Raw genomic sequence first — 25521 nt, 5'->3', positions numbered from 1 at the left:
ATCCTTGTGAACCCGCGGCCCGAGAACCCGAGGCGATCGGGGGCCCGGCACGGCGATCCCCTGGGAGAGCCGTTCCTGCAGACCCGGTTCGCCCTGCCGGCCAGGCCGGCGACCTTCCTACGCCGCCCGAGGCTCGCCGACCACCTCGACCAGGCCTTCGAGACACCGCTGACGATGGTCAACGGCTCGGCCGGGGCGGGCAAGACGCTGCTGGTCGCCGACTGGGCCGCCCGGCTCGGCGGGCCGGTCGCCTGGCTCACCAACGAGGCCGGGTACCAGGGCAGCGGAATGTTCTGGGCGTACGTGCTGCAGGCCCTGAGCGCCGCCGGCGCACCGCTGTCGGAGGAGATGGGCTGCCCGGGTGACGCGAGCCACGTGGACCGCAAGCTGCTGGCCCGGCTCGCCGACGAACTGAGCGAGCGCGAGCGGCCCGTGCTCCTCGTGCTCGACGAGTTCGACCAAGTGACCTCCGCACGGATCGCGGAACAGCTGGAATTCGTCCTGCGCCACGCCGGCCGGGGGCTGCGCCTGATCCTCGTCACCCGCACCGAGCCGCTGCTGCCGCTGCACCGCTACCGGGCGGCCGGGGACCTGACCGAGATCCGGGACGCCGAGCTCGCCTTCACCGTCGACGAAGCCACCGCGCTCCTGGAACTCCACGGACTCGAGCTGCCCCTCGGAGCCACCCGCGCCCTGGTGGAGCGCACCCAGGGCTGGGCCGCCGGGCTGCGCCTGTGCGCCCTGGCCGCCCGGCAGACCCCGGACCCGGAGGCGTACCTGAAGGAGTTCGAGGCGGGCCGGAGCACCATCGCCGACTTCCTGCTCGCGGAGGTGCTGAAGCGGCAGCCGGCCCGGGCGCAGGACCTCCTGCTGCGCGTCAGCGTCATGGAACGCTTCTCTCCCGGCCTGGTCGCGGAGCTGACCGGCCGCGGCGATGCCGAACCCATCCTCGCCGCGCTGCACACGCAGAACGCGTTCGTGGAGGACCTCGGGCACTCGTGGTACCGGCTGCACCCTCTGTTCGGCGAGATCCTGCGGGCCCACCTGCGGGTGTACAAGCCGGGCCTGGAGACCGAACTGCACCGGCGCGCCGCGCACTGGCTGCACGCCTCCGGCGCCCTGCCCGAGGCGATGGCGCACGGCGCCGCCGCGGGCGACTGGAATTTCACCAGCGGGGCCCTCGTGGACGACCTGGCGATCGGCCAGCTCTTCACCGGGCTGCGCGCGAGCGACCTCGCCGAGCTGTTCTCCCGGATGGGGCCCGAGGCCACCAACGCGGCGGCGGACCTGGTGCGCGCCGCGCGTGACCTGTCCGAGTACGACGTCTCGGGCGGCCTGGCCCATCTGCGCCGGGCCGAGGACCGCCTGGCCTCCCAGGAGCCCGACCCCGCGGGCCGGCTGAGCTGTGTGCTGCTGGAATCCCTGGCGGCCAGGCTGACCGGTTCGCCCGCCATGGCCGAGCAGGCCATGGCGACGGCGGAGGAAGTGCGTGGCGAGGTCCCCGCCAACCTGCTGGCCAGGCACCCCGAGTTCACCGCCCTGCTGCTGACCCACCTGGGCTCGGCCCGGCTCTGGGCCGGGCGCTTCGACGACGCGCGCGCCGCCCTGAACGAGGTGGCGGGATATCCGAGCGAGGTCGCGACGGCGCTGCCCCGGGAGGACTCGCTCGGACAGCTGGCGCTGATCGACTACCTGAACGGCTGGCTCTGCCGGGCGGAACGCAAGGCGCTGGCGGCCCTGCGGGAGACGGAGAGGTTCGGCCTGGGCGGTCCCCGCTCCTGCGGCTCGGTCCTCGGGCAGCTGGTGCTGGCGGCCGTCGCGGTCGACCGCGGCGAACTCCGGGAGGCCGAGGCCCTGTTGGACGGGGCGGCCGGCCTGGGAGCCGTACGCGATCCGGTGACGGCGGCCGGACGCTCCCTCGCCACGGCGGGACTGCTGCTGTCACGGGGTGAGCCACGAGCCGCCGCCGAGGCGGCGGCCGGCCTAGACGTACCGGCCCTCGTGTCCTCTCCGTGGGCCGAGACCCAGACGGCGCTCGTCGTCTCCGCGGCCCATCTGGCCGAGGGCCGCGCCGACAGCGCCCTGAAGGTGCTGGACGACGTCCCGTGCGACGGTGAGCCCGCGTGCGCGGCGGAGACGGCCTGGGCCCGGTTCGCCGCCGGGAACCGGGAAGCGGCGATCGACCTGCTCGACCACATGCCGAACGGGGGCCGCAGCGGCCCGCGGGCGACCGTCAGAGCCGCCCTGGTGCGCGCCGCGGCCGCCCAGGAGACCGACGTCGCCGCCGCTCGCAAGCTGCTCGCCCGCGCCCTGCTGGAGGCCCGGCGGGAGCGGCTCAGGCGGCCGTTCCTCGAAGCCGGACCGCGTATCCGGCGCCTGCTGGAGACACCGCCCCTGCAGGGTCTGGCCGCGGGCTGGCTCAGGCCGGGCGGCGGCGTCTCGAACGGCGCCCCGGACGCGGCCGACGTCCCCCCGTCCCTGGTCGTCGACGAGCTCAGTGCACGCGAGCGCGAGATCGTGGGCAAGCTGGCCGAGATGATGTCCACCGAGGAGATCGCCACCGACCTGTACGTTTCCGTCAACACGGTGAAGACCCACCTCAAGAGCGCCTACCGCAAACTCGGTGTGAACGGCCGTGCGCAGGCGGTGCGCAGGGCCCGCGAGCACGGGCTGATCTGACACCCCGCCGGGCGGTTCGCCCATGACGGGTGAGGCGCGCACCTGGCGCCCGGCGCTCCGATGAGGGTGGCGGCGGCCGGAGCGCGGCCGCCGCCCACGGGGCGGCGCGAGCGCCCGGGAAGACTCGGCTGGGTGGTGGACACCGTGGGACACTGGCGCACTCTGATGGTGCTCGGGACGGCCCAGTTCCTGATGGTCCTGGACACGTCGGTCATGAACGTCTCCATCAGCCGACTGGTCGAGGACTTCCACACCGAGGTCACCGCCATCCAGGCGGTCATCACGCTGTATGCGCTGGTCATGGCCGCATTCATGATCATCGGTGGCAGGCTCGGCGACATCCACGGCCGCCGCCGTCTGTTCCTGCTCGGACTGATCGTCTACGGCACCGGTTCGGCCCTCACCGCCCTGGCGCCCACCCTGTGGGTGCTCGCCCTGGGCTGGTCGGTGATCGAGGGGCTCGGTGCCGCGATGGTGCTGCCCGCCATGGCGGCCCTGGTCGCCGAGTCCTACCACGGCAGGGAACGGGCCGTCGCCTACGGCGTGATCGGCGGGCTCGCGGGGGCCGGCATCGCGGTGGGCCCGCTCCTGGGCGGCTGGGTGACGACCTATCTGACCTGGCGGCTCGTCTTCGCGGGCGAGGTCGTGGTCGTCGTCGTCATCCTGCTGTGCCACCGGGTGGTCAAGGAGGCCGCGCGGACCGGACCGCCGCCCCGGCTGGACGTGGTCGGTGCGGTCCTGTCGGCGGCCGGACTGGGTCTGGGCGTGCTCGGCGTGCTGCAGAGCAGCACCTGGGGCTGGGTACAACCGCGCAATCCGCCCTTCACCGTCTTCGGCTTCGCACCCACCCTCTTCGTCATCGGCGCGGGGATCGCCGTGTTGGCCCTCTTCGTGCGCTGGGACCGCAGGCGTGAGGAAGCCGGCGCCGACCCCCTGGTGCACCTCTCCCTGTTCGGCCTGCCGCCGCTGCGCTGCGGTCTGCTCACCCTGCTGAGCCAGAACCTGATCTTGCTGGGACTGTTCTTCACCATTCCGCTGTACCTGCAGGTGGTACAGGGCTTCGACGCCTTCCAGACGGGGCTGCGGCTGCTGCCGGTGTCCGTCACGATGCTCGTCACCTCCCTCGGTGCCACCCGGCTCGGCCGCACCCTGGGGCCGCGCCGGGTCGTCCGGCTGGGCCTGCTGACGCTGGCCGCGGCCATCGTGTGGCTGCTCGCCACCATCGAGCCGCGGATCGACGATGCCCAGTTCGCCGGCGCCATGGCGGTGCTCGGCATCGGCATGGGGCTGCTCGCCTCCCAGCTGGGCAACGTCGTCCAGTCCAGCGTCGGCGAGGCGGAACGCAGTGAGGTCGGCGGCCTGCAGTTCACGGCGCAGAACCTCGGCTCGGCGCTGGGCACGGCGCTCATCGGCTCGATCCTCATCGGCGCACTGGTACACGCCTTCACCGCGGACGTCGAGAGCCACCCCCAGCTGTCGGACCGGGCCCGGCAGCAGACCAGCGTCCGGCTGCAGGCGGGGGTCAGCTTCGTGCCCACCGATCAGGTGCGTACGGCCGCCCAGCAGGCCGGGCTGCCGCCGTCCGAGGCCGACGCCCTCACGGACTCGTACGCCTCGGCACAGCTCGACGGCCTGAAGGCGGCGATCCTCGCCACCGGCGGCATCACCCTTGCGAGCCTCCTCGTCACCCGGCACCTGCCGACCGCGCCGGCCCGCCGCCCGCAACCGTCGCAGGGCGGCACACCGGCCGGCATGGCCGGCGCCCTGGAGTGAGCGTGAAGGCCGTGTCCGTGTTCTCGGCCGGCGGCGCCCCTGCACGCGAACGCCGTGCCGAGCGCCGCGCCCACGCCGACTACACGGGGGCCGTGTACGGATCGATGCTGGCGGCGTCGGTGGTGATCGGCGCCGGCGGCCTGGGGGAGTTCCCCCGGCTGGAACTGGTGCTGCTGCTCGTGCTCACCGGCCTCGTCTTCTGGGTCGGGCACGTCCACGCCCAGCTGTTCGGAGCCCGTCTCGCGCAGCGGGCCCCGGACCGGCCGACCGTGCTGCGGCTGTGCCGCGAGGAGTGGCCGATCGTCGAGGCGGCCGTCCCGCCGGCCCTCGCCGTCGCCGTCAGCCCGTTGCTCGGCCTGGACGTCGGCGGCGCGATCTGGCTCGCGGTCGCCGTCGCCGTCGCCGTGGCCGGCCAGGTGGGCTGGTCCGCGGCCGGAGCCCGGCAGGCCGGGGCGTCGCGGCGGCTGGTGGCGGGCACGGCGGCGGTCAATCTGCTGCTCGGCCTGGCGATCATCTCCTTCAAGATCGCCCTGGCCCACTGAGCGGCGGCCACCGGTTCACCTGTGCCGGGTGAGGCCCCGGGCGGACGGGTGGAGCAGGATCGCAGGGAAGACCGCAGCAGGCCCGCGCCGGGAGACGGCCCATGCGCTATGAGATCCGCGTCGATGGACACATGTCGGAGACCCTCACGAAGGCCTTCCCGGAGCTGGATCACGTCAGGATGTCCGGTCAGACGGTGCTGTTCGGCCGTGTCATCGACGAGGCGCACCTGTACGGGCTGCTGCACCGCTGCCAGTCGCTGGGCCTGCGAGTCGTGGAGATGCGGCAGCTGCCGGAGTGACCGGAGCGGAAGCCTGAGGGTGCGGCACCGGCAGCCACGGCATCCAACGCACGGCACCGGCGGGCGGGGTGGCACCCGCAGTCCGCACAGCACCTCACTCACAGACCGGCCGCCACGATCCGGCCCGAGCGCGCGGCCTCGCCCAGCGCCTCGAAGTCCCGCTCGTTGCGGTCGGCGTAGGCCTGCGCGAACCGGGTCAGCGCCCGGTCGAAGCGGTCCCCGCCCCCGAGGTAGGCGGAGATGGCGACGGGATCGCCGGAGCGGGCGTGGGCCCGCGCCAGGGACGTCCCGCACACCTGGCCGGACAGCCGCAGCAGATCCGGGTCCCAGGTCTCCGGCCGGACGGTGCCCTTCCAGTCCCACAACTGCCGTACGTAGAAGTCCCGTCCGCGCCCGTCGAGGCCCACGAGGTGCGTCCACCCCAGGAAGATGTCGCCGGCCGCCTGCATGAGCCGCTGCCCGGCCACCACCCTGCGGCCCTGGTTGTCGTACCGTTCACCGCCCGTGTGCGGTGCGAGCACCGACTCCCGCGCCTCCTTGGCCTGCAGCAGCAGCGGATCGTCGTCGTCCCGGCCGAGCAGGAGCAGGATCCAGCACCGGGTGCCGACGCTGCCGATCCCGACCACCTTCCGGGCGACGTCCACCAGCCGGAAGCGGCGCAGCAGGTGCCGGCGGTCCGCGGACAGGGTGCGCGCGTAGGCCTCCAGCAGCGTGGGGAGCTCCTTGTCCTCCTCCTCGCGGGCGGGCCCGCCGCGCAGGTCCCGCAGCGGGGTGATCAGCGGCGGATCCGCCGCGATCCGCCGGCCCTCGGGCGTGAGCCGGGTGAGCTCGGCGAAGGCCCGCATGTGCGTCCGGGCCCGGGCGCGCGTGGCCGCCTTCGCGGTACGGCGCCCGGCCTCCCGGTTCGTCGCGGAGGCCAGCAGTTCGCGCATCCGGTCGGCGCCCTCCCGGGCGTACCAGATGTCGAGGGTGCGCATGCCGGCGAACTGCCGCATCCGCTCCCGGTAGGCCCGCACGCAGGTGCGCACCGCGTCGTTCTGCTCCTTCTCCGTGAAGCCGTTGGCACGTCCCGCGACGGCGAAGCTGGCCGCCAGCCGCTTGACGTCCCATTCGAACGGGCCCGGGAACGTCTCGTCGAAGTCGTTGATGTCGAAGACCAGATGCCGTTCCGGCGAACCCAGCAGCCCGAAGTTCAGCAGATGGGCGTCCCCGCACAACTGGACCCGCAGTCCGGTCTCGGGCAGCGCCCCCAGGTCCGTCGCCATGACCGCCGCCGCGCCACGGTAGAAGCGGAAGGGGGATCCCAGCATGCGGCCGTAGCGGATCGGGACCAACTCCGGCAGGCGGCCGGCCGACTGACGCTCCAGCACATCGACCACGTCGGGCCGGTCCGGTCCGGCCGCGAACTCGCCGTGGCCCGAGCGGGGAGCGCGACGACGGGCGTTCCGGCCGTGGGCCGCGCGGTCGGCCAGGGACGAAGTGACGGTGACGGCACGCGGTGCGCTCATGATCCACCTTCCTGGTCCTGCGGCCCGCCCGCGCCGCCCGGTCCGGCGCTGTCAGGGGCCGCGAGCAGCGGGCCGGGGAGCTGCGGGGCCGGGGCAGCTGCGGGGCCGGGGAGCACGGGCCGTCCACCGGTCCCCCCAGCCCACCGTCCGGCCCGGGCGGAGGGATCACCCGCGGCGGGTGATCCGGCCCGGTGGCTGTCCGGGGAGGCTGTGGACGCGAGGGGTCGCGGGCCGCCCCGCCGGGGGCCCGGTGAGCGGCCTGTTCCGATCACGCGAGGAGGAGCCATGACCGAACCGCGTGGACAGGCGCCGCGGACCGGAGCGTCGTATGCGCCCGGCGGGGTGGCCACGGGCCCCGCAGACGCCATGACGGCGCTGGCCCGTTCCTGGACCTGGATCCTGGGTTCGGCGATCGTGACGCTCGTGGCGGGCGTCCTGATCCTCGTCTGGCCGGACGAGACGCTGCACGTCCTGGCCGTCGTCATCGGCCTCTACCTGCTGGTCACCGGCGCGATCCGGTTCGTGACGGCATTCGCCCGGGACCACGGCGAACGGCTCGCCGACGTGCTGATCGCGGTGCTGTACATCCTGGCCGGCGTGCTCTGCCTGCGCCATCCGCTGCAGACCATCACCGCGCTGTCGCTGGTCGTCGGGCTCGTCTGGCTGGTGTCCGGCGTCCTCACTCTGTTCACGGCGATCGCCGCCCGGGACCTGCCGCATCGCGGTGTCCTCGTGGGCGCCGCGCTGCTCGGCGTCGTCGCCGGGATCGTGGTGCTGGTGCTGCCCGCGCAATCGGCGCTGGCGCTGACCCGGCTGCTCGGGCTGTGGCTCGTGCTGCTGGGTCTGGCCGAGCTGGCGGCCGCCTTCACCTGGCGGGCCGCGCTGCGCCGGAGCGGCACGGTGCCGGGCGCACCCGGCCCCACGGACTGATCGCGGCGGGCACACGATCACCCGTCTCGGGTGAGGACGCTCCTGGCTCACCGTGTGCATGGTGAGAACGGCCAAGACCGGCTCGGTCACCCCGGCGGGGCCGGCGCCGCGGACGGAGGAGAGACATGAGCGCGCAGACCTACCTCGCGTACGACTACCCGGTGCTGGGTGTCTTCTGGAGCATGCTGGTGTTCTTCCTGTGGATCATGTGGTTCGTCCTGCTGTTCCGGGTCATCGTCGACATCTTCCGCGACGACGGCCTGAGCGGCTGGGGCAAGGCCGGCTGGACGGTCTTCGTGGTCGTGCTGCCCTTCCTGGGCGTCTTCGTCTACCTGATCGCCCGCGGCAAGGGCATGGGACAGCGCGAGATGGACCAGGCGCGCGCCCAGCAGGAGGCCTTCGACTCCTACGTCCGGCAGACCGCGCAGGGCACGACCGGCACCAGCAGCGCCGACGAGCTCGCCAAGCTCTCCGCCATGCGCTCGCGCGGTGAGATCACCGACGACGAGTTCCGCAGGGCGAAGGAGCTGGTCCTCAGCGAGACCGGGCAGGCCAGGAGCGCGGCGGACACCCGGCGTTCCGGCACCGTGCCCACCTCCACCGGGCGCTGAGCGCGCCCACGAGACGAATCGAGGCCACCTATGTCCACGACGCCCTCCACTCACGCCCAGACCCGCAGCACCAGGCAGGCATGGGCGGGCGGCCTGACCTCCTTCGCCGGCGTCATGCTGATGATCGCCGGTCTGCTCGGCGTGTTCCGCGGCATCATGGCGATCGCCCAGGACAACGTCTTCGTGACGACGCCCAACTACGTCTTCAAGTTCAACCTCACCGGGTGGGGCTGGATCCACCTGATCCTGGGGGCGATCGCCGTGATCGTCAGCTTCGGCCTGTTCACGCCGTCGATGTGGGCCCGCGTCGCCGGCGTGGCCATCGCCGGGCTGGTGATCATCGCCAACTTCCTCTCCCTGCCGTACTACCCGGTGTGGTCCGTGGTGATGATCGCGCTGTCCGGGTTCATCATCTGGGCCCTGTGCGTCGTCCAGGGGAACGAACCCATGAAGAACCCCTAGGGCGGTCCAGGCGGACACGGGGAACGCGGTGGGGACACGGAGAACGCGGTGGGCACTGCCGCCTCGCAGCGGGACACCCGTCGACGACCACGGCGGGCGTCCCGCATCCGGTGCCCTCGGGGCCCGGCCCCTATGAGCTGTCGCGGACGCGGACGGCGAGGGCTGCGACGTCGTCGTTGAGGCCGCCGCCGCTGTGGTGGAGGAGGTCCCGGTGGAGCGTGTCGAGCAGCGCCCCGGGCCCGGCTGAGGTCGTCTGGCGGCTCATCCAGTCCTGCAGGGGAAAGAACTCTCCCTCGCTGTTGCGGCTCTCGATGACCCCGTCGGTGTAGAAAAGCAGCTGGTCACCGGGGGCGCAGTCGATCGTGTCGATGGTGTAGCGGGTGCCGATGAGTGCCGCGAGGTTGAGCATCGGCGAGGCGGATGTGGGCTCCACGACGTGGAGCTTGCCCTGATGCAGGAGCAGTGGGGGAGGATGCCCGCAGTTCAGGACCCTGATGCAGTCGCCTTGGTGCGGGAACTCGGCGAGCACCACGGTGGTGAACTGCTCCAGCAGGTCCTCGGCCGCGAGCGTACAGCTGTGCCGGGTGCTGCTGGCCTCCAGGCGGGTGACGATCTCCTCCAGCGTCGGCTCGTCGTACGCCGCCTCCCGGAAGCAGTTGACCACTGCCGCGGCCGCTCCCACGGCGGGTAGTCCCTTGCCACGGACATCGCCGATGATCAGGCGCACGCCGAAGGGCGTGACGACGGCTTCGTAGAAGTCCCCGCCGATGCGGGCCTGCGCGGCGGCCGCGAGGTACATCGACTCGATCTCGATGCGGCCGACCCGGCGAGGCAGGGGCCGCAGGAGCACTTTCTGTGCCGCGTCGGCGACGAGGCGGAGCTGGAAGAACGCCTGCTCCCGCTGGATGCGGACCTGACACGCGTACGCGGCCGCCACCGTGACCGCGCCGATGGCGCCCACCGTGAACCAGGTGCCCAGATCGGGGTAGACAAGGCTCAGTCCGACCATGATCGCCACGCATGCCACACCCAGCAGGACCGTCGGCAGCACAGGCCAGACGGACGCCGCGAGAGCGGGCACAGCGGTCAGAAGACGGCTGAAAGCGAAATTTCTAGGAGTGGAGAACGCCAGGCTCGTGATGACCACAGTCAGAATCAGTGGCGAGAGCAGGGCGACATTCCACCGCCTGCGGAGCGGACGACGAGGCCACATCCACCCAGTCCGGGGCACGAAAGACAGCATAACGGCATATGCCGGGCAAAGTGACTTATGGCACGCCTGCTCCACTTCATGTCGGTGACCGGCCGGGGGAGCGGTCAGGTGGCCAGGAGGGAGTCGTCCTCCACGCGGGCACCGGGCAGGCGGTGCCGGGCCGCGATGAGGGCGGCGTCGACATCGGCGGTACCGGTCGCCACGCACAGCGTGTAGGCGATGTCGTCCATGCGCTGGCGCACCTCCTCATGACCCTCGTCCGCGTGCAGGACCCGCAGCGTCTCGTACTGCTCGATCAGGTTCTTCAGCACGGCGGGGTGTGCCATGAGCATCACAGGCCTCCTTGTGGTCACCGTTCACATGCGTTGTACACCGGCCCATGTGCCCCGTCGTCCCCAGACCATTCCCCCCGGTCGGCCCACGCGCCCACGGCGGCGCCGGTGCCGTGACCGGAAAGGTTCACCGGCAAACCTTTCCGGTCACAGCACTAGTCACCCCGGGAGGCCCCCGGCGCCCACTCGTCCCCGCTGCGCTGCTGCGGAATGACCACCGATCCCTGCTGCAGCGTCACCGTGCGGGTGGGGGCCGGGATGCTGATGCCCTCCGCGCGGTAGCGGCGGTGGAGGCGTTTGATGAACTCGTGCTTGATGCGGTACTGGTCGCTGAACTCGCCGACCCCGAGGATCACCGTGAAGCCGATGCGGGAGTCGCCGAAGGTGTGGAAGCGGACGGCGGGCTCGTGGTCCGGGAGGGCGCCCTCGACCTCCTGCATGACCTCCGTCACGACCTGCGCCGTCACCCGCTCCACGTGCTCCAGGTCGCAGTCGTAGCCGACGGCGGCCTGCACCAGCACCGTCAGCCGTTGCTCGGGGTGCGTGTAGTTGGTCATGTTGGCCTTGGCGAGCTGGCCGTTGGGGATGACCACCAGGTTGTTGGACAGTTGGCGGACCGTCGTCTGACGCCAGTTGATGTCGACGACGTAGCCCTCCTCCCCGCTGCTGAGGCGGATGTAGTCGCCCGGCTGGACCGTCTTGGAGGCGAGGATGTGGATGCCCGCGAAGAGGTTGGCGAGGGTGTCCTGGAGGGCGAGGGCGACCGCCAGACCGCCGACGCCCAGGGCGGTCAGCAGGGGCGCGATGGAGATGCCGAGGGTCTGCAGGACCACCAGGAAGCCGATGGCCAGGACCAGGACGCGGGTGATGTTGACGAAGATGGTCGCCGAGCCCGCCACGCCCGAGCGGGACTGGGTCACCGTGCGGACGAGGCCGGCGATCACCCGGGCCGCGGACAGCGTCACCACGAAGATCAGCCACACCTCGAGGGCCTGGTCGACGTGGTGCTGGACGGTCCGGGTCAGCGGCAGCACCGCCGCCCCCGCCGATGCACCGCCCGCGATCGCCGCCCAGGGGACGACCGAGCGCAGCGCGTCCACGATGACGTCGTCGCCGCTCCAGCGGGTCCGCTTGGCGTGCTTGGCGAGCCAGCGCAGCAGGGTGCGCGAGAAGAAGGCGAGCAGCAGGCCCGCGGCGAGGGAGATGCCGGCGAGCACGAGGTCGTCCAGGGTCAGTGCCCGGTTCACCGGTCACCTCCGGAGCACGCGCCTGCTGCGGAGTTGCGAAGTCTCGTCACGTTGTCACCTGCTCGATGTGCGGGAAGTGCGATCGCGCCGGCCGGAGGAACTCCGGTGACCGGCGCGATCGTTCATCCTGCCGTATCCGGAACGCCAGTTCGCACCCGGACCGGGGCCCCGAGCCGGCGCCCGGGGCGAGATGCTCAGACGATGCCCTCCGCCAGTTCGGCCTGGTCGCGGTCGCTGCCGTACGCCGCGGCGCTGGGCGTGCCGTACGAGCGGCGGGCGATGTACCACCAGATGGTCGCGAGGACGAGCACGGCGGCGAGCGCCACCGAGGCGTAGTTCATCGTGTCGACGGTGACCGGCGAGGCCTGCGGGAGGCAGAAGAGCACGGTCACACAGGCCACCCAGACCACCGCGATCCAGCCGATCGGCCGGCTCCAGCGGCCCAGATGCCACGGCCCCGGCCGGAAACGGTCGCCCGCGCGCAGCCGCAGCAGCACGGGGATGGCGTACGCGGGGGTGATGCCGATGACATTGATGGCGGTCACCGCGTTGTACGCCGTCGTCGAGTACAGCGACGGCAGGGCGAGCAGGCCCGCGACGACCACCGCCAGCCACACGGCGGCCACCGGTGTCTGGGTACGGCCGCTCACCTTGCGCCACAGGTGCGAACCGGGCAGCGCCCCGTCGCGGCTGAACGCGAACACCATCCGGCTGGCCGCGGCGACCTCGGCGTTGCCGCAGAACAACTGCGCGATGATCACGACCAGGAGCAGCGCGCCGGCGCCGCCGGTGCCGAGGCCGTCGAGCAGGATCTGCGCGGGCGGCACCCCGGTGGCGGTGGTGCGCGTGGCGTCGTAGTCCTGGATGGCGAAGGTCAGCCCGGCGAGCAGGACGAAGCCGGCGATCCAGGACACCCAGATGGACCGCACGATGCCGCGCGCCGCCGACACCGAGGCCTGCGACGTCTCCTCGGACAGATGGGCGGAGGCGTCGTAGCCGGAGAACGTGTACTGGGCGAGCAGCAGCCCGATCGCCGCCACGTACAGCGGGTTGTGCCAGCCGGTGTCGTCGACGAACTTGGTGAACACGAAGGACGCCGACTCGTGGTGCTCCGGGACGATCGCCAGCGCCCCGACGATGAGGGCCACGCCGGCCAGATGCCACCACACGCTGACCGAGTTGAGCAGGCTGACCAGGCGGACGCCGAACAGGTTCAGCACCGCGTGGAGCAGCAGGACGGCGCAGAAGATCAGCATGGTCCTGCCGGGCGTCGGCTCGAAGCCCCACTGCAGGTTGGCGAAGGCACCGGTGAACAGGGCCGCGCCGTAGTCGATGCCGGCGATCGCGCCGAGCAGGCCGAGCAGATTCAGCCAGCCGGTGTACCAGCCCCAGCGCCGCCCACCGAGCCGGTCCGCCATGTAGTACAGGGCGCCCGAGGTGGGGTAGGCGCTGGTGACCTCCGCGAGCGCGAGGCCGACGCACAGCACGAACAGGCCGACGCCCGCCCAGCCCCACAGCATCACGGCGGGGCCGCCGGTGCTCAGGCCGAAGCCGTACAGGGTCATGCAGCCGGACAGGACCGAGATCACCGAGAAGCTGATCGCGAAGTTGCCGAAGCCGCCCATGCGCCGGGCCAGCACCGGCCGGTAGCCGAGTTCGCGCAGCCGCTGCTCCTCGTCCTGCTGGGGCAGTCCGGGCGAGGGTGCGGGATCGGGAGTGGGGGACATGCGGGGGGAACCTCCGGGTCAAGAGGGGCGAGGACAGGGACGCGCGGGGGCCGGCGGGTCGGGGGCGGACAGGGGACGGTCAGGTGCGGGAGTCGTGCGCGGCCGTCCGGGAGCGCTCGCGGGCCTGGCTGAAGACCTCCACGGCGCGGTCGCGGTCGGGGGTGCGGTACATCCAGGGCGGGGGTGTGAAGTACGGGCCGATGGCGTCGAACACCCGTGCCGCGTCGGGGAACTGCAGCGAGCCCCACAGGGCGTGGGCCAGATGGTTGAGGTCCAGCAGCGAGCGTTCGGCGCACTGGGTGTGATCGAACCAGGAGCGCAGGGCGCGCCGTGCCTCGCGGGCCGCGTCCTCCGCCACCCAGTGCAGGTCGAGCGCCGCGTCGTGTCCGCGCTCGCGCCGGTAGCGTTCGACCCGCACGTACAGTGGCAGGACATGCAGAGCGGAGCCGGGCGGGGCCTGCCCGGCCGCCCACTGGGCATAGCCCGCGGCCTCGGCGAGCCGGCCCGAACCGCCGCGCGCGTACAGGAACTGCAGCATCCGGTGGTGGGCCTCACGGTTGTACGGGTCACGCTTGCCGGCCTCCGCCAGCAGCCCCCAGGGCCCCGGCGGCAGCATCGCCTCGGGCGCGGGCGACCGGTGCTCCTCCCAGCGCTGCTCCGGGTCCAGCTGGGCCAGGGCCAGCAGGCACACCCACGGCACGGGGTCCTCCGGGGTGAGACGGGTGGCGGACTGGGCGGCGTCCCACGCCTCGATCCACAACTCGTGGGTACGGCGGTGCCCCTCGCGCCGGGCCCGCAGCGCCCGCTCCACCGCGACCCTCGCCCGCATCACCGCGGCGTGCACGCTGTCCGGCTCCTCCGCGAGCCAGGCGCGCACCACGTCGGTTCCGGCGGCGGCCGCCGCGAGGACCTGGGTGCGCCGGGTCCACTGCCACCCGTCGGTGGTGTCGGCGAGCAGCGCGCGCATGGCCATCCAGCGGCCGGTACGCAGATCCTGGAGCGCGCCGCGCAGGGCGAGGTCGGGGCCGGCGGGGTCGTAGGAGGGACGGGGTCCTTCTCTGGCCATCAGCCGTCGGTCCCGGGCCGCCGGCGCACGGGCGAGCTCGCGGTGTGGCGTGACAACAGCCCTCCTGTCGGGCAGCGATCGAGGTGGTGCGCGCTGGTCGGCGGTCACTATAGAGGCGTGGGTTCCGCCTCGCCATTGTTGCCAACTCAAATAGCTACCAGGGGAGTTGAACTCGGACGGCCCTTGACGCCGTCCCGTCGCGGCGGCAGGCTGGCGCGGTGATCTTCGATGCGGAGCGGGAGAGGACGCGATGACGCATCCGGTGCTCGCCGTCGACCAGGGCACGTCCGGCACCAAGGCCCTGGTGGTGTGCCCCGAACGCGGCGTGCTCGGCTCCGGGTTCGCCGAGGTCCGCCCCCGGTACCTGTCCGGCGGGCAGGTCGAGGCGGACCCGGCCGAGATCTACGGCTCCGTGGTCGACGCGGGACGGCAGGCGCTCGCCGAGGCGGGCGAGGACGTCGTGGCCCTCGGTCTGGCCAACCAGGGCGAGACCGTCCTCGCCTGGGACCCCGCCGACGGCCGCCCGCTCACCGACGCGCTGGTGTGGCAGGACCGCCGCGCCGAGACCGTGTGCGCCGAACTCACCGGCCACGCCGAGGAGTTGCGGCATCTGACCGGACTGCCCCTCGACCCGTACTTCGCCGCGCCCAAAATGGCCTGGATCCGCCGCAACCTCACCCACGAGGGAGTCGTCACCACCTCCGACGCATGGCTGGTCCACCGCCTCACCGGCGCCTTCGCCACCGACGCCGCCACCGCCGGCCGCACCCAGCTCCTCGACCTGGACCGCGTCGAGTGGTCCTCGCGCGCGCTCGAACTCTACGGCCTCGCCGGCGAACGCCTCCCCGAGGTGACCGATGCGGCCGCACCGGTCGGCACCACCACGGTGTTCGGCCGCGAGATCCCCCTCACCGGAGTGATCGTCGACCAGCAGGCCGCCCTGCTCGCCCACCGCATCACCGCCCCCGGCGCCGCCAAGTGCACCTACGGCACCGGCGCGTTCCTGCTCGCGCACACCGGCGACCGCCCCCGGCGCGGCGGCTCGGGCCTGGTCAGCTGTGTGGCCTGGCGGCTCGCCGGAACCACCGGCTACTGCCTGGACGGGCAGGTCTACACCGCCGCCTCCGCCGTCCGCTGGCTCAGCGACCTCGGGGTCATCTCCTGCGCCGCCGACCTCGACCCGGTCGGCGGCGCCGTCCCCGACAGCGGCGGCGTCACCTTCGTGCCCGCCCTCGCCGGACTCGCCGCACCCTGGTGGCGCGGCGACCTGCGCGGCTCGCTCACCGGACTCGGCCTCGACACCGGCCCCGGCCACCTGGTGCGCGCCCTGTGCGAGGGCATCGCCGCCCAGGTCGCCGAACTGGCCGACGCGGCCGCCGCCGACCTGGGGGCCCCGCTGGACCGGCTCCGGGTCGACGGCGGTCTGACCCGTTCGGCGCTGCTCATGCAGACCCAGGCCGACCTGCTGCAACGGCCCGTCGAGGTGTCCGCGCTGCCCGACGCGACCGCCCTCGGCGCCGCCGCCCTCGCCTGGCTCGGCGCGGACCGTACCCTGGGCGTCGAACAGGCCCTGCCCGACGGGAAGCCCGCCGCCGTGTACGAACCCCGCATCACCGCCGACCAGGCCGCTGAGCGCCGCGCCCGCTTCCGTACCGCCGTGACCGCCCTGCTCGGCGCATGACCGTCACCGCCCAGGACCCGCTGCCCACCCGGACGTACGACGTCGTGATCGTCGGTGCCGGCGTCGTGGGCTGCGCTGTCGCCCGCGAACTCGCCCGCCGGCCCCGGCTGAGCGTCGCTCTGGTCGAGGCCCAGGACGACGTCGGCCAGGGCACCTCGAAGGCCAACACCGCGATCCTGCACACCGGTTTCGACGCGGCCCCGGGAACCCTGGAGGCCCGGCTGGTCCGCGAGGGCTACGCGCGCCTCGGCGCCTACGCGGCCGAGTCCGGCATCCCCGTCGAGCGCGTCGGCGCCCTGCTGGTCGCCTGGGACGAGGAGCAACGGGCCACCCTGCCCCGGCTCGCGGAGAAGGCCGGGCGCAACGGCTACCACGAGACCCGCCTGCTCGGCGCCGCCGAGCTGTACGCCCGCGAGCCCCATCTCGGCCCCGGAGCTCTGGGCGCCCTGCATGTGCCCGGCGAGAGCATCGTCTGCCCCTGGACGACGACCCTGGCGTACGCCACCCAGGCGGTCCGCGCGGGGGTGGACCTGCACCTGAACACCGCGGTGCGGCAGGCGAGTCACGGCGACGGTCACCGGCTGCTCACCTCGCGCGGCCCGCTGCGCGCCCGCCACTTGGTCAACGCGGCCGGACTGCACGCCGACACCGTCGACCGGCTGTTCGGCCACGAGGACTTCACCGTCACCCCGCGCCGCGGCCAGCTCCTCGTGTACGACAAGCTCGCCCGACCGCTCGTCCGGCACATCCTCCTGCCCGTCCCGACCGCGCTCGGCAAGGGCGTCCTGGTCGCGCCCACCGTCTACGGCAACGTGCTGCTCGGGCCCACCGCCGAGGACCTGGACGACAAGCGGGCCACCGGCTCCACCGCCGATGGCCTCGCCGGACTCAGGGACAAGGGCGGCCGTATCCTGCCCGCCCTCCTCGACGAGGAGGTCACCGCCGTCTACGCCGGGCTCCGCGCGGCCACCGGACAGGAGGACTACCGCATCGCCGCCCACCGCGAGCAGGCGTACGTCACCGTCGGCGGCATCCGGTCCACCGGCCTGACCGCCTCGATGGCCATCGCCGCGCACGTCACCGGCCTGCTGGCCGGCACCGGGCTCGACCTCGGCCCGGTGCGGGAGCCGGAGCCGGTGACCATGCCCAACCTCGGTGAGGCCCTCCCGCGCCCCTACCAGCGGCCCGAACTCATCGCCGCCGACCCCGAGTACGGCACCCTGGTCTGCCACTGCGAGCGCGTCTCGCGAGGAGAGATCCGCGACGCCCTCGCCGGTACCGTCCCGCCCCGCAGCCTCGAGGGCCTGCGCCGCCGCACCCGGGCTAGGGCGGGCCGGTGCCAGGGGTTCTACTGCGGGGCGACGGTACGGGAGTTGTTCGAACGAAGCCTTGCGGAGGGCGAATCATCACCCCGGGGGCCGGCCGCAGGGGAGCGGACGGGCCGGGAGCCGCGTGCTGGGGAGCCGGCTGGAGGGGAGCCGGCCAGGGGCGAGGCGGCGCCAGGAGAGCTGCATGCGGGGGAGGCGGTGCGCCCGGAGAGCGGTGCCGGGAACCAGGTGCGCCGGGGGCCCTTCGGAAAGGGCCGGCCATGACGAACCCGCCCATGGCCAACCCGCGCCGTGTCGACGTCCTCGTCGTCGGTGCCGGCCCCGCCGGACTCGCGGCCGCCGCACGGCTGGCCGCCGCCGGTGCGGGGCGCGTGGAGGTGCTGGAGCGGGAGGCCGAGGCGGGTGGAGTCCCGCGGCACTGCGCACACGGCGGCTTCGGCACGTGGCCGCGCCCGCTGACCGGCCCCGGATACGCCCACCTGCTGATCGGGGCCGCCGAACGGGCGGGCGCGGTGATCCGCACCCGGGTGACGGTCCTGGACTGGGCGTGGACCGGGTCGCCGACGACCGGGTGCGGGTCGGGGCCGTTGGCCGGGGAAGTCTTCGAGGCGGGGACGGGTGGAGCGGCCCTGGTGGCAGGGGCGTCCGATGCGGGCCCGGACGTTCCGGATCGGGGCGGGGCGGGGAGCTTCCCCCCGGCACCGACGGGAACCGCCCGGCCCGGGCGGCCGACCCCGCCCCGAACAGGGCCGTCCGGGCCACCGGGCACGGGCCTGGACGACTCCGGTGGCGGTCCGGTGTTCGAGGCGGGGTCAGATGTGGGTGGGCCGGCGGATGCCGGCTGGGGAGGTGTTCCGGAGTTCGGTGCCGGAGGTGGGGCGGGCGGGTTGCCGGGCCCTGGCTCTGCCGACTCCGGTGCCGGTCCGGTGTTCGAGGCGGGGTCAGGTCTGGGTGCGTGGGCGAGCGCAGTTCCTGTCGGCCCCGGTGGCGGTTCGGGACCCGATGCCGGGAGGCCCTGGGTCGGGCCCGTGCTCATCGCCGTCGGCCCGGGGGGACCCGAGGTGATCCAGGCGCGGGCCGTCGTGCTGGCCACCGGGGCCCGGGAGCGTCCGCGCACCGCCCGGCTGGTTCCCGGCACCCGACCCGCCGGCGTCTACACGACCGGGGAACTCCAGCAGGTGGTCCACCTGTTCGGACAGCGCATCGGCACGCGCGCGGTCGTCGTCGGCGCCGAGGACGTCTCGTACGCGGCGGCCGCCACCGTGCGCGCCGCCGGCGCCGCGGTCGTCGCCCTGGTCACGGAACACGAGCGGGCCCAGACCGGCCGGGCCCGCGCCCGGTCGGCGCGGCTGCTTCACGGCATTCCGCTGCTGACGCACACCACGGTGAGCGAACTCCTCGGTCACGGCCGCCTGTCCGGCGTCCGCGTCCGCCACCGCGACGGCCGTACGGCGGTCCTGGCCTGCGACACCGTGGTGTTCACCGGAGACTTCGTCCCCGAGCACGAACTCGCCCGCCGCGGCGCCCTCGCGCTGGACCCCGGCACGCGCGGCCCCGCCGTCGACGGCGCCCTGCACACCTCGCGCCCCGGAGTCTTCGCCGCCGGGAACGTCCTGCACGCGGTCGAGCGCGCCGGCACGGCGGCCGGCGAGGGCGCCCGGGCGGCCGGTGCCGTCCTCGGCTTCCTGGCGGGTGCCCCCTGGCCGGAACCCGGAGTGCCGCTCGCCGTCGAGGCGCCGCTGCGCTGGATCGCCCCGAACCGCCTCACCGCGGCCGATCCGCCCGGCCGATACGTGCTGCGCACCGGCGCCCCGCTGGCCCGCCCGGTCCTCCGCGTCCACCAGGACGGCCGCCTTCTGCACCACGAGCGGCAGGGACGGGCGACCGCGCTGCCGAACCGCACGATGACACTGAGCGCCGGCTGGACGGAACGGGTCGATCCGAAGGGCGGCGAGGTGCGGGTGAGCGTGGGCTGACCCTCGGCCGAGCGGGCTCCCTGGCCGGTGCCGCGCACGGCGTCGCCGACGGGAGCCGCCCAAGGTCGCGCAGACCGCCGGACGGCCATGGGCCGGGGGCGGTTCACAGATCCGTGAACGACCCGTGCCGCCCGGCCCCGGAGGCGAACCGGGCGGCGCCCTCCGTGCTCTGCGGCAGCACCGCCATGCCGTACCGGAGTTCACCGCGCAACGCCGACTCCTCGTCCAGTCCCTCCTGGTCGAGGACCGAGGCGCGGTCGCTGCGCAGGCAGGCCTGCGGGTGGCGGGCGATCTCCGCCGCCAGCGCCTCGGCCTCGGCGCGGGCACGTCCGGTGGGCACCACACGGTTGGCCAGGCCCATCTCGTACGCCTCGGGGGCCGGCACCGGCCGCCCGGTGAGGATCATGTCCATGGCCCGGCTGGTGCCGATCAGCCGGGGCAGCCGTACCGTGCCGCCGTCGATCAGCGGCACTCCCCAGCGGCGGCAGAACACCCCGAACACGGCGTCCTCCTCCGCGACCCGCAGATCGCACCACAGGGCCAGCTCCAGACCGCCCGCGACCGCATGCCCGGCGACGGCAGCGATCACCGGCTTCGAGAGCCGCATCCGGGTCGGTCCCATCGGTCCGTCACCGTCCTCGGCCACCCGGTTGCCGTGCCCGGTGCCGATCGCCTTCAGGTCCGCGCCCGCGCAGAACGTGCCGCCCTCGCCCCACAGCACCGCCACCCGGGCACGCTCGTCCGACTCGAAGTCCCGGAATGCGGCGGCGAGTTCGGCGGCCGTCGGCCCGTCCACCGCGTTGCGGGCCCGAGGCCGGGAGAGGACGACAGTGGTGACGTACTCCGTGCGTTCCACGCGGACCGGCATGGGTGGCCCTCCTCGTTCTGGTCGGGAGGGCCACTCTGCCTCAGATGACCTTGAGCCGGACCAGCGCCCCCAGCGTCAGCGCGCCGGGCAGCAGCGGGACCCACACGGTGATGATGCGGTAGGCCAGGACCACCGCCGTGGCCACCGCGGCCGGGGCGCCCACCGCGACCAGCGCCACGATCAGCGCCGCCTCCACGGATCCGAGGCCGCCCGGTGTGGGCACCAGCGCCACCGCGACGGTCGCCGCGAGGTAGGCCAGCGCCATGTGCGTCACCGGCACCGGCAGCCGGAGCGCCTGGCCGACCGCGGCCAGCCCGGCGGCCTGCAGGGCCGGGAAGGCCAGCGAACCGCCCCACAGGGCCAGGGCGCGGGCCGGCCGGGTGTGCACCGAGCGCGCCTCGCCGAGGGCGTCCCGCACGAACCCCGACACATGCGTGCGCAGCGGCCGTACCAGGGCCACGACGGCCGCGACCACCGCCAGCACCCCCGCCGCACCGAGCAGCAGCGGCAGGGGCGAACCGTCCGGCAGCAGCGGGCCGAGCCGCAGCGCGTCGGGGAAGGCGAGCAGCAGCGCGACGAGCAGACCGAGCCGGCCCACCGCCTCGGCCAGCAGATACAGGGCGAGCGCGGCCGAGCAGCGGGCGAGCGGCACCCCGCACACGGTCATGAAGCGCAGGTTCACCGCGCCCGCGCCCAGCCCGGTGGGCAGCAGATGGTTGGCCGAGGCCGCCGCGAACTGGGTGGCCAGCAGGCGCCCCTTCGGCAGCGGCTGTATCACCGCGCCCTGCCGGGTGAACGCGGCGGCCACCCACGTCAGGCACGTGGCGCCGACCGCCGCGAGCAGCCACGGCCAGGAGGCGGTGCGCAGCTGGCCGAAGCCCTCGGCGAGCAGGGAGCGGTTGCGTACGGCGACCACGGCGACGAGCAGGAGCGGGACCAGGCACAGCACCTGGCGGACGGGGACGCGACGGGGGAGTCGTCCCCGGGGTGGTGGGGGAAGCAGGACGGCAGTCACATCCGGAGAGGTTTTCCGTGCCGGCCCAACGGCGGATGGCGGACGCGGGGCCGGCGGTTTACAGGCTGTGGTCATCGGGGCCTCGGGGTCCTCGGGCGAGGGGGACGCAGGCGCGGCGGGCGTCGGTGAGGGTGAAAAGACGCGGACCTTGACCTCAATGAAGCTTGAGGTCCTACGTTCTGTCCCATGAGTATGGAGACCACCGCCTGGATGCAGCTGCACAGCGTGATGAACGCACAGGACGAGCGCCGTCCGTTCGCCCGCGCCACGCTGCGCCGTATCGCCGCCTTCGCCCGCCCGCACCGCGCGGGCATCGTCCGGTTCGTCCTGCTCGGGGTGGTGACGGCCCTGCTCGCCGTGGCCACCCCGATGCTCGCCGGTCGCGTCGTCGACGCGATCGTGGCGGGGCACGACTCCGCCACGGTGATCCGGCTCTCCCTGCTCATCGCGCTCGTCGCCCTCGGGGAGGCGGGCCTGGGCATCCTCGGCCGGCGGCTGTCGGCGACGCTCGGGGAGGGACTCATCCTCGACCTCAGAACGGCTGTGTTCGATCATGTGCAGCGCATGCCCGTCGCGTTCTTCACACGGACTCGTACGGGCGCGCTGGTCAGCCGTCTCAACAACGACGTGATCGGCGCGCAGCGAGCCTTCGCCAACACGCTGTCCGGCGTGGTGAGCAACCTGGTCACCCTGCTGCTCACCCTCGCGGTGATGCTGACCCTGTCCTGGCAGATCACCCTGCTCGCGCTGGTGCTGCTGCCGGTGTTCGTGCTGCCGGCCCGCCGCATGGGCACCCGGATGGCCCGGATGCAGCGGGAGGCTGCGACGCTGAACGCGGCCATGGGCACCCGGATGACCGAGCGCTTCTCCGCCCCCGGCGCCACCCTCGTCAAGCTGTTCGGCCGTCCCGAGGAGGAGTCCGCGGAGTTCACGGCGCGCGCCGCGCGCGTCCGGGACATCGGGGTGCGCACCGCGACCGCCCAGTCGGTGTTCATCACCTCCCTCACCCTGGTCTCCTCCCTCGCGCTGGCCCTCGTCTACGGCCTCGGCGGCTGGTTCGCGCTGCACGGCACCCTGCAGGCCGGCGCGGTCGTCTCCCTCGCCCTGCTGCTCACCCGTCTCTACGCCCCGCTCACCGCGCTGGCCGGAGCCCGGGTCGAGGTGATGAGCGCGCTCGTCAGCTTCGAGCGGGTCTTCGAGGTGCTGGACCTCGAACCGCTGATCGAGGAGAAGCCGGACGCCCGGGAGGTGCCGCAAGGTCCGGTGGCGGTCGAGTTCGACGACGTACGCTTCGCCTATCCCTCCGCCGACCAGGTCTCCCTGGCCTCCCTGGAGGAAGTGGCCGCCCTCGACACCCGCGGCGGCACCGAGGTCCTGCACGGCGTCTCGTTCCGTGCCGAACCCGGACAGACCGTCGCCCTCGTCGGCTCCTCCGGCGCCGGCAAGTCCACCATCGCCCAGCTGCTGCCGCGCCTGTACGACGTCGATGCGGGCGCCGTCCGCCTCGGCGGCGTCGACGTGCGCGACCTGACCGCCGCCTCGCTGCGCGGCACCCTCGGCATGGTCACGCAGGACGGTCACCTCTTCCACGACACGGTCCGCGCCAACCTCCTCCTGGCCCGGCCCGAGGCCACGGACGAGGAGCTCTGGGACGCCCTCGGCCGCGCCCGCCTGGCCGACGTCGTACGGTCCCTGCCCGACGGTCTGGACACGGTCGTCGGCGAGCGCGGCTACCGTCTCTCCGGAGGCGAACGCCAGCGGATGACCATCGCCCGGCTGCTGCTGGCCCGCCAGCGCGTGGTCATCCTGGACGAGGCCACCGCCCACCTGGACAACACCTCCGAGGCGGCCGTGCAGGAGGCCCTCACCGAGGCCCTGGAGGGGCGCACGGCCGTGGTGATCGCCCACCGCCTGTCCACGGTCCGGGCCGCCGACCAGATCCTGGTCGTGGAGTCCGGCCGGATCGTCGAACGCGGCACGCACGAGGAGCTGTTGGCGACCGGCGGACGCTACGCCGAGCTGTACCGGACGCAGTTCGCCCAGCGGGAAGGCGAGCCGGCGGCGCCGGCCGGGGTGACGCCGGCGTAGGCCGTCAGGGCGTTCCCTCCTTGCGCAGTGCCACCAGCCGGTACAGCAGGTCCGGGCGGGGGTGTCCTGCTCGCAGGGCCGCGAGGCCGTCGAGCACCTCGGCCACCCGTGACGGCTCGGCATGCCGGCACCACGGTATGCGGCCTGCCGTGATGACCTCCCGCCACCGGCGTGGGCTCCGGCCCTGGCCGGTGCCGGGGAAGACGGTCTCGTGGGCGGGCCGCATACCGTTGCGGGCCGCCCGGCCCAGCATCCGGCTGCGGCCGTCGGGAACCCGGAGCCGGTACTGGTCCCGCAACCGGGCCGTGACCCGGGCGACATCGCTGCCCGGCACGAAGTAGGCGCCGTTCCTGTCGACCGTGGTGACGAGCACCCCTCGGGGCCTGAGCCGCGGGAGCCTCCGGGTCACGATGCCGGTCCCGCATGCGAGGTCCAGGAGGGTGCCGGTGTCCTGCGGCAGCAGCCTCTCCAGCGCCTGCGCCGCCGCCCGCGCCCGGGGCTCGCCGCCCCGGGAGGCGTCGTACCGCCGCGCCTCTTCGACGTAGGCGATCACCCGTCCATCATGTCCGGATGTCCGCGCACGCGGGGTGAGTTGGTGCCGTACCCCTTGACTCCACTGGTACGGACCTTTAGCTTCACGCCTTAAACAAAGCCTACGGACACCCCAACGCCCCCTTTGTTCAGCGACGTTGGGTCCCCCCCCCACGCGAAAGGCCGCCCCGCACATGGCCAGACCTCTGCCCACCGCAGTCTCGTTCGCCGTCCTCGCGCTCTCCGCCGGACTGCTCACCGCGTCCCCCGCCCAGGCCGCCACCGGTGCCATCACCGGGCTCGCCGGCAAGTGCCTCGACGTCGCCGGGGCCAACTCGGCCGACGGCACGCCCGTGCAGCTCTACGACTGCAACGGCACCAACGCCCAGCAGTGGACCGTCGGCAGCGACGGCACCATCCGCGCGCTCGGCAAGTGCCTGGACGTCACCGGCAATTCGACCGCCGACGGCGCCAAGGTGCAGCTGTGGTCCTGCACCGGCGGCGCCAACCAGAAGTGGACCGTCACCGCCGCCCACGACATCGTCAACCCGCAGGCGGACAAGTGCCTTGACGTCACCGACAACAACTCCGCCAACGGCACCCGGACCCAGATCTGGAGCTGCAGCGGCGGCGCCAACCAGAAGTGGAACGCGCCAGCGGCCGGCGGCGGCACCCCCTCCGTGCCGATGGCCGTGGCCCCGTACCTCTACGACGGCTGGGGCAGCCCGCCCAACCCCTCCACCATCACCCAGGCGACCGGCGTGAAGTGGTTCACCCTCGCCTTCGTGCTCAGCAACGGCTACTGCAACCCGCAGTGGGACGGCAGCCGTCCGCTGACCGGCGGCGTCGACCAGCAGACGATCAACACCGTGCGGGCGGGCGGCGGTGACGTGATCCCGTCCTTCGGTGGCTACAGCGGCAACAAACTGGAGAGCTCCTGCTCCAGCGCGGGCGAGCTGGCGGCGGCCTACCAGAAGGTGATCAACGCCTACGGGCTCAAGGCGATCGACATCGACATCGAGGCCGACGCCTACAGCAACGGCACCGTCCAGCAGCGGACCGTGGACGCGCTGAAGACCGTGAAGGGGAACAACCCCGGTCTGAAGGTGTACATCACCCAGGGCACCGGGCAGTCCGGCCCCGACACCAGTTTGATCGACCGGGCCGCCTCCTCCGGGCTGACCGTGGACGCCTGGGCCATCATGCCGTTCGACTTCGGCGGCGCCGGGCAGAACATGGGCAACCTCACCACGCAGGCCGCCGAGGGCCTGAAGAACGCGCTGAAGAACGCCTACCACTACAGCGACGACCAGGCCTACCGGGACATGGGCATCTCGTCGATGAACGGGATCACCGACAACAACGAGACGGTCACGGTGAACGACTTCCGGACCATCCTCGGCTACGCGCAGGCGCACCACCTCGCCCGGCTCACCTTCTGGTCCGCCAACCGCGACCGGCCCTGCACCGGCGGCCCGGCCGACAGCTGCTCCGGCGTCGCCCAGTCCGACTGGGACTACACCCGCGTCTTCGCCGCCTACACCGGCTGAACGCCGACCCGAGCGTCGAACTCCTCGCCCAGCGTGGCGGACCTGGTCCGCCACCCTGAGTGAAGGGTGTGGCCTTTCGGACGTGTGAGGTGCCG

General features: G+C 73.2%; 20 protein-coding genes and 2 pseudogenes. 13 read left to right on the top strand and 9 right to left on the bottom strand.

What is annotated here, in order from left to right; genetic code table 11:
• The first annotated feature begins 6 nt into the window (after positions 1-6).
• The 4 genes from ABZ919_RS01110 (at position 7) to ABZ919_RS01095 (ending at position 5293) form a co-directional block, all read left to right on the top strand.
• The gene (locus tag ABZ919_RS01110; RefSeq protein ID WP_361240856.1) at positions 7-2679 is read left to right on the top strand and encodes a LuxR C-terminal-related transcriptional regulator; all 2673 of its coding nucleotides are present in this window, start codon (positions 7-9) and stop codon (positions 2677-2679) included.
• 144 nt (positions 2680-2823) lie between these two features.
• Positions 2824-4452: an MFS transporter gene (locus ABZ919_RS01105; RefSeq protein WP_361241772.1), complete on the top strand. Its 1629-nt coding sequence runs from the start codon at positions 2824-2826 to the stop codon at positions 4450-4452.
• Positions 4453-4454: 2 nt separating this feature from the next.
• Complete coding sequence (locus ABZ919_RS01100) at positions 4455-4994, top strand: hypothetical protein (protein ID WP_361240853.1); 540 nt, start codon at positions 4455-4457, stop codon at positions 4992-4994.
• A 101-nt stretch (positions 4995-5095) separates the two neighbouring features.
• Entirely contained in the window at positions 5096-5293 is a 198-nt protein-coding gene (locus tag ABZ919_RS01095) for a hypothetical protein (RefSeq protein WP_361240850.1), read from the top strand.
• Positions 5294-5391: 98 nt separating this feature from the next.
• Here the strand turns inward: ABZ919_RS01095 and ABZ919_RS01090 are convergent, their stop codons facing one another.
• Positions 5392-6801 carry a DUF2252 domain-containing protein gene (locus ABZ919_RS01090; RefSeq protein WP_361240847.1) on the bottom strand — a complete coding sequence of 470 codons (1410 nt, stop codon included), beginning with the start codon at positions 6799-6801 and terminating at the stop codon, positions 5392-5394.
• 285 nt (positions 6802-7086) lie between these two features.
• Between ABZ919_RS01090 and ABZ919_RS01085 the strand changes: the two genes are divergently transcribed.
• From ABZ919_RS01085 to ABZ919_RS01075, 3 genes are all read left to right on the top strand, one after another.
• Positions 7087-7731 (top strand): DUF308 domain-containing protein, encoded by a 645-nt coding sequence (locus ABZ919_RS01085; protein ID WP_361240844.1) that lies wholly within the window; start codon positions 7087-7089, stop codon positions 7729-7731.
• Positions 7732-7856: 125 nt separating this feature from the next.
• Positions 7857-8342, top strand: a complete 486-nt coding sequence (locus ABZ919_RS01080) for an SHOCT domain-containing protein (RefSeq protein WP_361240841.1) — start codon at positions 7857-7859, stop codon at positions 8340-8342.
• Positions 8343-8372: 30 nt separating this feature from the next.
• Positions 8373-8804, top strand: coding sequence for a hypothetical protein (locus ABZ919_RS01075; protein ID WP_361240838.1), 432 nt, complete (start codon positions 8373-8375; stop codon positions 8802-8804).
• A gap of 130 nt (positions 8805-8934) precedes the next feature.
• On the opposite strand, the gene ABZ919_RS01070 is transcribed toward ABZ919_RS01075, so the two are convergent.
• From ABZ919_RS01070 to ABZ919_RS01050, 5 genes are all read right to left on the bottom strand, one after another.
• Complete coding sequence (locus ABZ919_RS01070) at positions 8935-10017, bottom strand: PP2C family protein-serine/threonine phosphatase (RefSeq protein ID WP_361241769.1); 1083 nt, start codon at positions 10015-10017, stop codon at positions 8935-8937.
• Positions 10018-10121: 104 nt separating this feature from the next.
• The gene (locus tag ABZ919_RS01065; RefSeq protein ID WP_361240835.1) at positions 10122-10349 is read right to left on the bottom strand and encodes a DUF5133 domain-containing protein; all 228 of its coding nucleotides are present in this window, start codon (positions 10347-10349) and stop codon (positions 10122-10124) included.
• 155 nt (positions 10350-10504) lie between these two features.
• On the bottom strand, positions 10505-11596 hold the full coding sequence (locus ABZ919_RS01060; RefSeq protein ID WP_361240833.1) for a mechanosensitive ion channel family protein: 1092 nt from the start codon (positions 11594-11596) through the stop codon (positions 10505-10507).
• A 194-nt stretch (positions 11597-11790) separates the two neighbouring features.
• Positions 11791-13323 carry an amino acid permease gene (locus ABZ919_RS01055; RefSeq protein ID WP_361240830.1) on the bottom strand — a complete coding sequence of 511 codons (1533 nt, stop codon included), beginning with the start codon at positions 13321-13323 and terminating at the stop codon, positions 11791-11793.
• 79 nt (positions 13324-13402) lie between these two features.
• Entirely contained in the window at positions 13403-14389 is a 987-nt protein-coding gene (locus ABZ919_RS01050; RefSeq protein WP_361240827.1) for a hypothetical protein, read from the bottom strand.
• A 250-nt stretch (positions 14390-14639) separates the two neighbouring features.
• Here ABZ919_RS01050 and ABZ919_RS01045 point away from each other — a divergent pair, with 250 nt between their 5' ends.
• The 4 genes and pseudogenes from ABZ919_RS01045 to ABZ919_RS01030 form a co-directional block, all read left to right on the top strand.
• The gene (locus tag ABZ919_RS01045) at positions 14640-16070 is read left to right on the top strand and encodes an FGGY family carbohydrate kinase (RefSeq protein WP_361240824.1); all 1431 of its coding nucleotides are present in this window, start codon (positions 14640-14642) and stop codon (positions 16068-16070) included.
• Positions 16067-17662, top strand: coding sequence for an FAD-dependent oxidoreductase (locus ABZ919_RS01040; RefSeq protein ID WP_361240821.1), 1596 nt, complete (start codon positions 16067-16069; stop codon positions 17660-17662). The genes ABZ919_RS01045 and ABZ919_RS01040 overlap by 4 nt, the downstream gene beginning before the upstream one ends.
• A gap of 11 nt (positions 17663-17673) precedes the next feature.
• A pseudogene (locus tag ABZ919_RS01035) lies at positions 17674-17946 on the top strand (FAD-binding protein); the annotation flags it as partial.
• 474 nt (positions 17947-18420) lie between these two features.
• Positions 18421-19374: pseudogene (locus ABZ919_RS01030) on the top strand (FAD-dependent oxidoreductase); the annotation flags it as partial.
• A gap of 103 nt (positions 19375-19477) precedes the next feature.
• Here the strand turns inward: ABZ919_RS01030 and ABZ919_RS01025 are convergent.
• Positions 19478-20242 carry a crotonase/enoyl-CoA hydratase family protein gene (locus tag ABZ919_RS01025; RefSeq protein ID WP_361240818.1) on the bottom strand — a complete coding sequence of 255 codons (765 nt, stop codon included), beginning with the start codon at positions 20240-20242 and terminating at the stop codon, positions 19478-19480.
• A gap of 40 nt (positions 20243-20282) precedes the next feature.
• Positions 20283-21257 carry a YbhN family protein gene (locus tag ABZ919_RS01020; protein ID WP_361240815.1) on the bottom strand — a complete coding sequence of 325 codons (975 nt, stop codon included), beginning with the start codon at positions 21255-21257 and terminating at the stop codon, positions 20283-20285.
• A gap of 192 nt (positions 21258-21449) precedes the next feature.
• On the opposite strand from ABZ919_RS01020, the gene ABZ919_RS01015 reads away from it, so the two are divergent.
• Positions 21450-23345: an ABC transporter ATP-binding protein gene (locus ABZ919_RS01015; protein WP_361241767.1), complete on the top strand. Its 1896-nt coding sequence runs from the start codon at positions 21450-21452 to the stop codon at positions 23343-23345.
• A 4-nt stretch (positions 23346-23349) separates the two neighbouring features.
• Here ABZ919_RS01015 and ABZ919_RS01010 read toward each other — a convergent pair whose 3' ends face one another.
• Positions 23350-23898, bottom strand: coding sequence for an SAM-dependent methyltransferase (locus ABZ919_RS01010; protein WP_361240812.1), 549 nt, complete (start codon positions 23896-23898; stop codon positions 23350-23352).
• A gap of 172 nt (positions 23899-24070) precedes the next feature.
• Here ABZ919_RS01010 and ABZ919_RS01005 point away from each other — a divergent pair, with 172 nt between their 5' ends.
• Positions 24071-25426 carry a lectin gene (locus ABZ919_RS01005; protein WP_361240809.1) on the top strand — a complete coding sequence of 452 codons (1356 nt, stop codon included), beginning with the start codon at positions 24071-24073 and terminating at the stop codon, positions 25424-25426.
• Positions 25427-25521: the final 95 nt, after the last annotated feature.

Source organism: Streptomyces sp. NPDC046759, from assembly GCF_040645475.1.
Lineage (GTDB): Bacteria > Actinomycetota > Actinomycetes > Streptomycetales > Streptomycetaceae > Streptomyces.
The sequence above is the reverse complement of the archived record's forward strand: the minus strand, read 5'-3'. Positions and strand labels throughout refer to the sequence as shown.